Genomic DNA, 8,078 nt, shown 5'->3' on the forward strand with positions numbered 1-8,078 from the left:
GAGTACTTCATCGCGCGAACGAAGTACTCTGCGCCTCTGCGGCTCTGCGTGAGAAATCTGTTGGGTTCTACGAAACGAAGCCGCGCACCGGGATCCCGATGCGCGGCTTTGCCCCGCGTGAGAACGGCCAGGAGGTCAGGCGGCCGCGACGGGCTCGCCGGCCACCAGCACGCTCAGCCGATTGCGGAACTCGTCCTCCTCGATCCCCAGCATGGACGCCGCCTTGTGATGGTCGCCGTCCGCGAAGCTGAAGGTCTTGAGCACCAGCGTGCGCTCCGCCTGCTGCAGCGACGTGCCCACGGGAATGCGCACCTCGCGGTCTTCCGACAGGATGATCTCGTGCGCCCGCAGGTCCTGGAACGTGATGGCGTCGCCGCGGGCAAAGATGGCCGCGCGCTCGATGGCGTTCTTGAGCTCGCGGACGTTGCCCGGCCAGCGGTACGAGTTGATGAACTCCAGCGCCTCGGGCGAAAAGCTCTTGAGCGTCTTCTTGCCGTTCTCCTCGGCAAAGCGGCGCAGGAACGACTCGGCCAGCAGCCGCACGTCGCCGCGGCGCTCGCGCAGGGGCGGCAGGTACAGCGGGATGACGGCCAGGCGGTGGTACAGGTCCTCGCGCAGCTTGCCGTCCTCGATGGCCTTGCTGATGTGCTTGTTGGTGGCCGACACCACGCGGATGTCCACGCTGATCTCCTTTTTGCCGCCCAGGCGGCGAAAGGAGCGCTGCTCCAGCGCGCGCAGGAACTTGACCTGGATGTCGGGCTCCATCTCGGCCACCTCGTCCAGGAACAGCGTGCCGCCGTCGGCCAGCTCGAAGCAGCCCTGCTTCTCGTTGATGGCGCCCGTGAAGGCGCCCTTCTCATGGCCAAAGAGCTCGTTCTCCAGGATCTCCCGGGGGAACGCGGCGCAGTTGATGGCCACGAACGGGCCCTTGGCGCGGTTGCTCTTGTCGTGGATGGCGCGGGCCACCAGCTCCTTGCCCGTGCCGCTCTCGCCCACGATGAGGATGCTGGCCGCCGTGGGCGCCGCCGCCTCGATGGTGCCGTAGATGGAGCGCATCTCCTCGCTCTGGCCGATCAGGTCGCCAAAGCGGGTGAGGTTGGCCAGGCGCTCCTCGAGCTGCTTGTTGGCCTGCTTGACCTGGAACTTTTCCAGCGCCTTGGGGATGAGCTCCTTGAGGCGGTCGATCTTGAGGGGCTTTTCCAGGTAGTCGTACGCGCCCTGGCGCATGGCCTCCTTGGCGCTCTCGACGGAGCCCTCGCCGGTGATGATGATCATCTCCGAGGGGATTCCCGCCTTGCGCATGCGCGAGAACAGCTCCAGCCCGTCCACCTCGGGCATGCGCAGGTCGGCCAGCACCACGCCGTACCCGCCCTGCTGCGCCAGCTTCCACGCCGCGGTGCCGTCCGTGGCGGTGTCCACCTCGTAGCCCTCATCGGCCAGCAGCATCTGCAGGCCGTCCGCGATGTGGCGTTCGTCGTCGGCGACCAGGATTTTTTCAGGCATGACCCGTCAAATGTGTCGGGGAGAATCCGTCGTTTGCTAACCTGCAAAGATACCGGGTCTGTACAACCCCAGTCAACCCATTGGCGTCACAGCACGTAGGTCACTCGGGCCGCTGCGCCGGCAGGGAGAGGGTGCGGGAGCCCCCCTCCACGTCCACGCGACCGCCCACGGCCTCGGCCAGGGCGGCGGCCACGGACAGCCGCTCGCCCCCCGTAGCTGACGACGATCCCCCCGAAACGGTCAACACGGCGCGGCCGCCCTCGGCGCGGATGTCCACGGCCAGGGTGTCGCCGCCGCCCAGGCCGTCCAGCACATCCAGGAACAGGTTCAGGATGATTTGCCGCGCGTGCTGGCGGCCCACGTGCACCCGCGCCATGATGCCGCCGGGCTCGTACGCCACGCGGGCCTCGCGGTGCCGGGCCTCGACGCTCACCAGCTCCATCACCTCTTCCACCAGCTCGTTGAGCGTGGTGTCGTCGGGGCCGCCGCGGTCCGGGCGCGACAGGCGCAGCAGCAGCTCGATGCGCCGGTTCACCCGGTCCAGCTCCTCGCCCAGCACGGTGGCGTAGCGAAGCACGTCGGTGCCCTCGGTGGGCGCGCGCGACAGGCGCCGCTTGAGCACCTCCAGGTTGATGACCATGGAGTGCAGCGGGTTCTTGATCTCGTGCGCCAGGGCGTCGGCCAGCCGCTCGAGCAGGTCGAGCTTGTTGGCGCGCACGGCGACGGGATCGGCCACGGCGAGCACGGCGCCGGTCGGGTCGGAACGGATGGAATCGCTCAAGGTTTGATGCGATGCGTCGGGGCGGTCCGGGGCCGGCCGATTCGGGGCACGGCCTGAGTGCCGCCGTCCCCTGGAGGACGGCGCCGCGGAGCTGCCGGTTGGGGCCCGCGTGGGGCCGCATTGGGGCAGCGGGTAAGCACATTCCGTTCCCACCCGCGCGGCGGGGGGATCGACGTCGATCTCGGGGGAACAGAAAGGGGCGGGAGAGTCCGGCCGGCGGACTCCCCTGCCCCTGGTCGGCTCCCCTTGTCGGCGGAGCCTTACGGCAACGGCTTTCTCACGCGGAGCCGCGGAGGACGCGGAGTACTTCGGTCCCTGCCCGGGCGCCCTCCGCGCGCGATGGCCGCCCTCCCGCCTTTCAGAACCAGCGGGTCCACTCGCTGGTCCAGGTGTCCTGCAGCGGACGGGGCACCTGGCCGGCGCGGTAGGCCGAGTACGCCCCGCCCAGCGGCGCGTACGTGCCGCCCACCGGCGAGTAGCGCGGATGGTAGTCCTCCGGCCGGCCCTCGTTGCGGAACGGCTGGTCGTAGTCCGTCCCGCCGCCGCGCATCCCGCGGTCGTAGCCGCCGCCCGGGCTGCCGCGGAAGTCGCCGCCGTAGCCGCCCCGCCGCGCCGCGGGCCGGCGGCCGAAGTCCGCGCCGTATCCGCCGCGGTTCTGCCCGCCGCCGCTCACGTGGCCCAATTGACCGAAGCCCGGGCGCGCGTTGCCGGGGCCAAAGTCCGTGCCGCCCGCCGCGTCCTCGTAGGCAAAGCGGTCCCCGCCGCCGAAGTCCGCGCCGTACTCGCTGGCCCGCGCGCGGACGAAGTAGCGGCCGCCCATCCGGCCGCGTCCCTCCTGCCCGCGGGGACGGCGGTAGCCGCGCTCGCGGTTCTGCCCGCGATCGTCGAACGCCTCGTAGCGCTCGTACAGCGGGCCCGACGTGCCCAGGGCGTATCCGCCGGAGCCGCCTTGGTATCCTTCGCGGTAGCCGCCCACCCACGGGCGGTCCGCCGGCTCGCCGCCGCGCCGCGGATCCGGATAGCCGCGGTCCCAGCCGCGCCCGCCGTCCGGCATCCGCTGCTCCCATCCGCCGTACCGCCCGTATCCCTCGTCGTACCGCATCATCCGCCTCCTGTCGCTGTTCACGGGGACGGACCCCAGCCGCAACCCGCGTTCCACCATCCGCCCCGCATCTCGTCAGCCCTGCATCTCCGCCAGGCGCAGGCGCACGGTGAAGGGGCCGTCCGGCCGCACGCCGGTGATGGTGACCGTCTCGCCCGGGTCGCGCTCGCGGATGGCGCGCCGCAGGTCGCCGCCGGAGGTGATGGGCGTGTCGTCCATCCGCGTGACGATGTCGCCGGGGCGCAGGCCCGCCTGTGCCGCCGGGGTGCCCTGCCCCACCGCCCGCAGGATGATGCCGCCCTGCACCGGCAGGCCGAACTCGCGCGCCAGCTCCGCCGTCACGTCCAGGTAGCTGATGCCGATGAAGGCCCGCGTCACGCGCCCCGTCGTGAGGATCTGCTGCGCCACGTCCGACGCCAGGTTGATGGGCACGGCAAAGCCCAGCCCCTCGGCGCCCACGCCGCCGGCCTCGCGCAGGATGGCCGTGTTGATGCCGATCACGCGGCCGCGCGAGTCCAGCAGGGGCCCGCCGGAGTTGCCGGGGTTGATGGCGGCGTCCGTCTGGATGAGCTCGTCCAGGTTGAACTCCGCCGCCGTGCGGTTGAGCGCCGAGACGATGCCGCGCGTGACCGTGCGCTCCAGCGCCAGCGGGTTGCCGATGGCGATGGTCGTCTGCCCCACCTCCAGCGCGTCGGAGTTGCCCAGCGACGCCACGGGCAGGCCGCTGCCCTCCACGTCCACGATGGCGATGTCGATGGACGGGTCGCGCCCCAGCACCCGCCCCGCGAGCGTTTGCCCGTTGGCCAGGCCGATCTCCACCTGCCGCGCGTTGCCCACCACGTGCGCGTTGGTGAGGATCACGCCGTCCGCGCGGATGAGGACGCCGGAGCCGGAGCCCTGGCCCGTGGACACGCTCACGACGGCCGGCGTGACCTGGCGGGCCACGCGCACCACGTTGCTCTCCTCGCCCTCCTGCGACTGGGCCCAGGCGGGCGGCGGCGCCGCGCGCACGCCCGCGCCCACTGCCGCGCCGAATCCGATCCCCGCGCCTACGGCCAGCGCCGTGCCTATCCGCCTTACTCCCTGCTTGATCATCGCTCCACTCCGTTCCCGCGGTGCCGTCCCTTCGCGAATGCCCGCCTACCTGGGATGCGCGGCGGGGTCCGGGCGTTGTGTGACCGGGCGCCGGTTGCGTCATCCGTCGTCGTGCGGATCCGAATCCGTGGCATCCCCGACGCCTGCGCGCCGGGGGCGGAGTCCTCTCGCATCCACCGTTCCCGGACGGTATCACCCTGTGCAAACTTGATGCGTCGGGCGCCGGTCCCGATCAACGAATGGCGGATGCGGGGCGGATCGGGCGAATGCAGGATCGTGCTTGCGGAGCAGCAGATTAGGCAGATGCAGGGGATTGGATCAGCGGAGCGGCAGTGGATGGCAGATTGGGTCGATTTGGCGGAGCGGCAGATCGGGCAGATTTAGGGAATCGGATCAGCGGCACGACAGTGGGTGGCAGATCGGGCGGATGGGCGGAGCGGCAGATTGGGCAGATTTAGGGGATCGGATCAGCGGCGCGGCAGTGGAACGCAGATCGGGCGGATTGGGCGGAGCGGCAGATCGGGCAGAGGTAGGGGATCGGATCAGCGGCGCGGCAGTGGAACGCAGATCGAGCGGATCGGATGGATGGCGGATCAGAACCAGCGGATTGGGATCGCGAGTGTTTCAAGCGTGGAGCAGCGAAGTCCGCCTCTCGCCGAGCGATTGAAATCGCCGCTGGAAAGTCGCGAAGTCCGCCTGCGCGGACTGCCCCAGAGTGGTCGGAGCGTGTACACCGATGCGGAATCGGCGACCGGCGCGATCCCGGTTCCGCCGCGGGGCGCGGCCTCCCGCCGGGTGGCCGCCCGCGTTGGCGGTTGAAGCCTCGTTCGCAGAGCGCGTCGGCGCGAGACGGGGCTTATCGCTGTCCCAGCGGCGGGTTTACCCGCTCAGGCTGGATCGCCGCTCCCGGTGAATCACCCTCCGTCTGGGCGTCCACGATCGTCCGCGATCGCTCGCTACCCCTCCCCCAGCGCCTCCAGGATCTCGCGCGCGGCGCGGCGACCGGAGCCCAGGGCACCTTCCACCGTGCTGTTCATCCCGCCGGTACGCGTGGCCTCGCCGGCGACGAACAGCGTGTCCTCCACGGGGAGGCCCAGCGTCGCCTGCGCCTCCAGCGCGCCGGCGGGGACGTAGGTGTACGCGCCGCGGGCGAACGGATCCGCCGCCCAGTCGTGCCGGTGCCACTCCTCCAGCTCCGCCTCCACCGCCGCGCGCGACGTGCCCAGCCAGCCCGCCAGCTCCTCCAGCGCCTGCTCCACCACGTCGATGCCCTCGGCCTCCATCCGCTCCGCCGCGGATCCGCCGGCCCACGCCGTCAGCACGGGCGCGCGGATGGGTGACGGCGTCCACCACACGTTGAACCGCCCGCCCTCCGGCTGAAAGAACTTGGCCTCCGCGTCCTCCTCCAGCCCCTCCAGCCCCTCCCAGATGAAGTCGCGGAAGCGGAACACGACCTTTACCACGTGCGCCACGCCCAGCGCACGCGCCGCCTCCAGCGTCTCGCGCGGCTCCGGCTCGAAGCGGATGGCGCCGCGCGCGTCCGGCGGCGCCTGCAGCACGCCGAGCGGCACGGTCACCAGCACGGCGCGGGCGCGGATGGAGGGCAGGTCGGTCCCCGTGCGCGACCGCGCGTGCACCTCCACGTCTCCGCGCTTCCACGCGATGCGATGGACGACGGTATTCAGCCGCAGCATGCCGCGCGCGTCCAGCTCCGCGCCCAGCGCCGCCGCCACGCGGTCGTATCCGCCCAGCGGCTGATGCCGCACGTCGCCGCCGCCGCCCGCCGTCCCCTCCTCCGCCTGCGCCAGCCACGCCACGCCCACGCGGCCGACGGGCGCGGCGTGAAAGCCCTCCACGTAGCGCACGGCCTGCGCGCGCACGTCCACGTCAAACTCCGCCGCGTGCGCCTCCAGGAACGCGGCGAAGGTGACGTCCGGCTGGGGCGGCGAATCCAGGCGCTCCATCACCGGCTCCATCGTGCGGTAGTCCAGCGGCCGGGCGTGTCCGTCCTTTACGCTCCAGAAGCCGCGGACGCTGCGGTACGCCGCCCCGCCCGCCGCGCGAAAGATCTCCCACACCTCGCCGGGCACGTCGATGAACTCGGCGCCCAGTTCCACGGGCAGCGGGTGCGCGCCGTCGTGCAGCGTGTGGACGCGCCCGCCCGTGCGCCCCCGCGCCTCCAGCACCCGCACGCGCAGCCCCGCGCCGGCCAGGTCGCGCGCGGCCGCCAGCCCCGCGACGCCCGCGCCCACCACCACCACGTCCACCCGCTCGTCGCTCATCGCATCGTTCTCCCGGTTGTGGATGATCGCAGGCAAGATGCGGACACGGGGGAGCTACAGGCAAAGTTTCCCGTGATGGAGGAGGTGAAGAGCTGTGCGGATGAAGGATGGATCGCGCCGGCAGCAACCCGCCCCTCCCCGGCCCCTCCGCGCTCGTTCCTCGCGGAGAGGGGAGAACCGCGACCCGGCGCGGATGATCTCACGCACCCCGCGGAATGCGCGAGACTTGTCGGCTCGGGTCCGGCTGGGGTGCACCTGGACGGCACGCGGCAGGAGCCGTCGGCGAAAGGCCGACATCACGTTCTCGATGCCGCGATTTCCATCGCCGGTGCTGGGGGCCTGCCGAGACGCGATCTACCCATCCGCCGCGGTTCCGCATCTCGCATCCTGCTGCGACCCATCATCCCGCTGCGATCCCGCATCGGCATCCGCCCGAACAAAAAGCGCCGGCCCCGGGAGCGATCCGGGGCCGGCGGGCATTGGGTGCGCCGTGGCGCGTCTGGGGGACCGGCGGTGTGCCGGACCCGGCCGGCGGGACGATGCGGATCACGCTGCGACGGTGCTTCGCCCGCGGGATGGTGCGCGGGGACGTGCAGCGGTTTCCCGGCGGTGTGGCGGTGGTGCGGGCCGGGGGACGGCCCGTGGATGCCGGTTCTTCTCCGCGATGGCGGCTTCCTTCGGTACGAGACCGCGCTTCTCGCCTCGCACGGATCAATCTAGCGCCGCGGATCATCCGCCCAGACGGGAACCGGCTGAAACTCGCGTGCGCAGATTTTCCGACGCCGTCGGAGGTTCTCCGTCCGCCCCCGCCGCCTTCAGCTCACCTCGCGGATGCGGATCTCCGCCTCGGGCACCGTGTCCAGCACGTACAGCGCGTCCAGCAGCCGCGTGCGCAGCGTCCCCGGCCCGATGGATCCGGACGCCGCCATCTCGCCCGCGATGCCAAAGATGGCGAGCGCGTACGCCGAGGCCAGGAGCGGGTCCGGCTCCACGGCCAGAAAGGCGCCCGTCACGCCCGTGAGCGCGCAGCCCAGGGCCGTCACGCGCGTCATCATCTCGTGTCCGTGGTGGACGGAAAGGGTGCGCACGCCGTCCGTCACGTAGTCCACCACGCCCGTGACGGCGACGACGCATCCCAGGCCGCGCGCCAGCTCGCGGGCAATGCCGCTGGCCTCGTCGGCGCTGCGGGTGCTGTCCACGCCTTTCGTCCCGCCCACCTCGCCGGCCAGGCTCAGGATCTCGGACGCGTTGCCGCGCACGACCGTGGGCTTGCGGCCGGCCAGGGCGCGGGCCACGCCCGTGCGGTACGGCGTGG

The 8,078-nt window shown here is 71.7% G+C and carries 6 protein-coding genes; all 6 read right to left on the reverse strand.

Annotated elements, in window-relative coordinates; all coding sequences use genetic code 11:
- Positions 1-135: 135 nt before the first annotated feature.
- Positions 136-1,503 (reverse strand): sigma-54 dependent transcriptional regulator, encoded by a 1,368-nt coding sequence (locus tag VFZ20_RS25160; protein WP_329686715.1) that lies wholly within the window; start codon positions 1,501-1,503, stop codon positions 136-138.
- Positions 1,504-1,603: 100 nt separating this feature from the next.
- The gene (locus tag VFZ20_RS25165) at positions 1,604-2,284 is read right to left on the reverse strand and encodes a histidine kinase dimerization/phospho-acceptor domain-containing protein (protein WP_329686716.1); all 681 of its coding nucleotides are present in this window, start codon (positions 2,282-2,284) and stop codon (positions 1,604-1,606) included.
- A 358-nt stretch (positions 2,285-2,642) separates the two neighbouring features.
- The gene (locus VFZ20_RS25170; protein WP_329686717.1) at positions 2,643-3,389 is read right to left on the reverse strand and encodes a hypothetical protein; all 747 of its coding nucleotides are present in this window, start codon (positions 3,387-3,389) and stop codon (positions 2,643-2,645) included.
- A gap of 72 nt (positions 3,390-3,461) precedes the next feature.
- The gene (locus VFZ20_RS25175; RefSeq protein WP_329686718.1) at positions 3,462-4,481 is read right to left on the reverse strand and encodes a S1C family serine protease; all 1,020 of its coding nucleotides are present in this window, start codon (positions 4,479-4,481) and stop codon (positions 3,462-3,464) included.
- 956 nt (positions 4,482-5,437) lie between these two features.
- Entirely contained in the window at positions 5,438-6,799 is a 1,362-nt protein-coding gene (locus VFZ20_RS25180) for an NAD(P)/FAD-dependent oxidoreductase (RefSeq protein ID WP_329686719.1), read from the reverse strand.
- A 779-nt stretch (positions 6,800-7,578) separates the two neighbouring features.
- A partial coding sequence (locus VFZ20_RS25185) for a hydroxyethylthiazole kinase (RefSeq protein ID WP_329686720.1) occupies positions 7,579-8,078 on the reverse strand: 500 nt, incomplete at its 5' end.

This window comes from Longimicrobium sp., from assembly GCF_036280135.1.
GTDB lineage: Bacteria > Gemmatimonadota > Gemmatimonadetes > Longimicrobiales > Longimicrobiaceae > Longimicrobium.

What these genes read in the sequence shown, in the direction of transcription:
- VFZ20_RS25160 (WP_329686715.1), bottom strand. Translation starts at nt 1,503, where the DNA reads ATGCCTGAAAAAATCCTGGTCGCCGACGACGAACGCCACATCGCGGAC.
- VFZ20_RS25170 (WP_329686717.1), bottom strand. Translation starts at nt 3,389, where the DNA reads ATGATGCGGTACGACGAGGGATACGGGCGGTACGGCGGATGGGAGCAG.
- VFZ20_RS25175 (WP_329686718.1), bottom strand. Translation starts at nt 4,481, where the DNA reads ATGATCAAGCAGGGAGTAAGGCGGATAGGCACGGCGCTGGCCGTAGGC.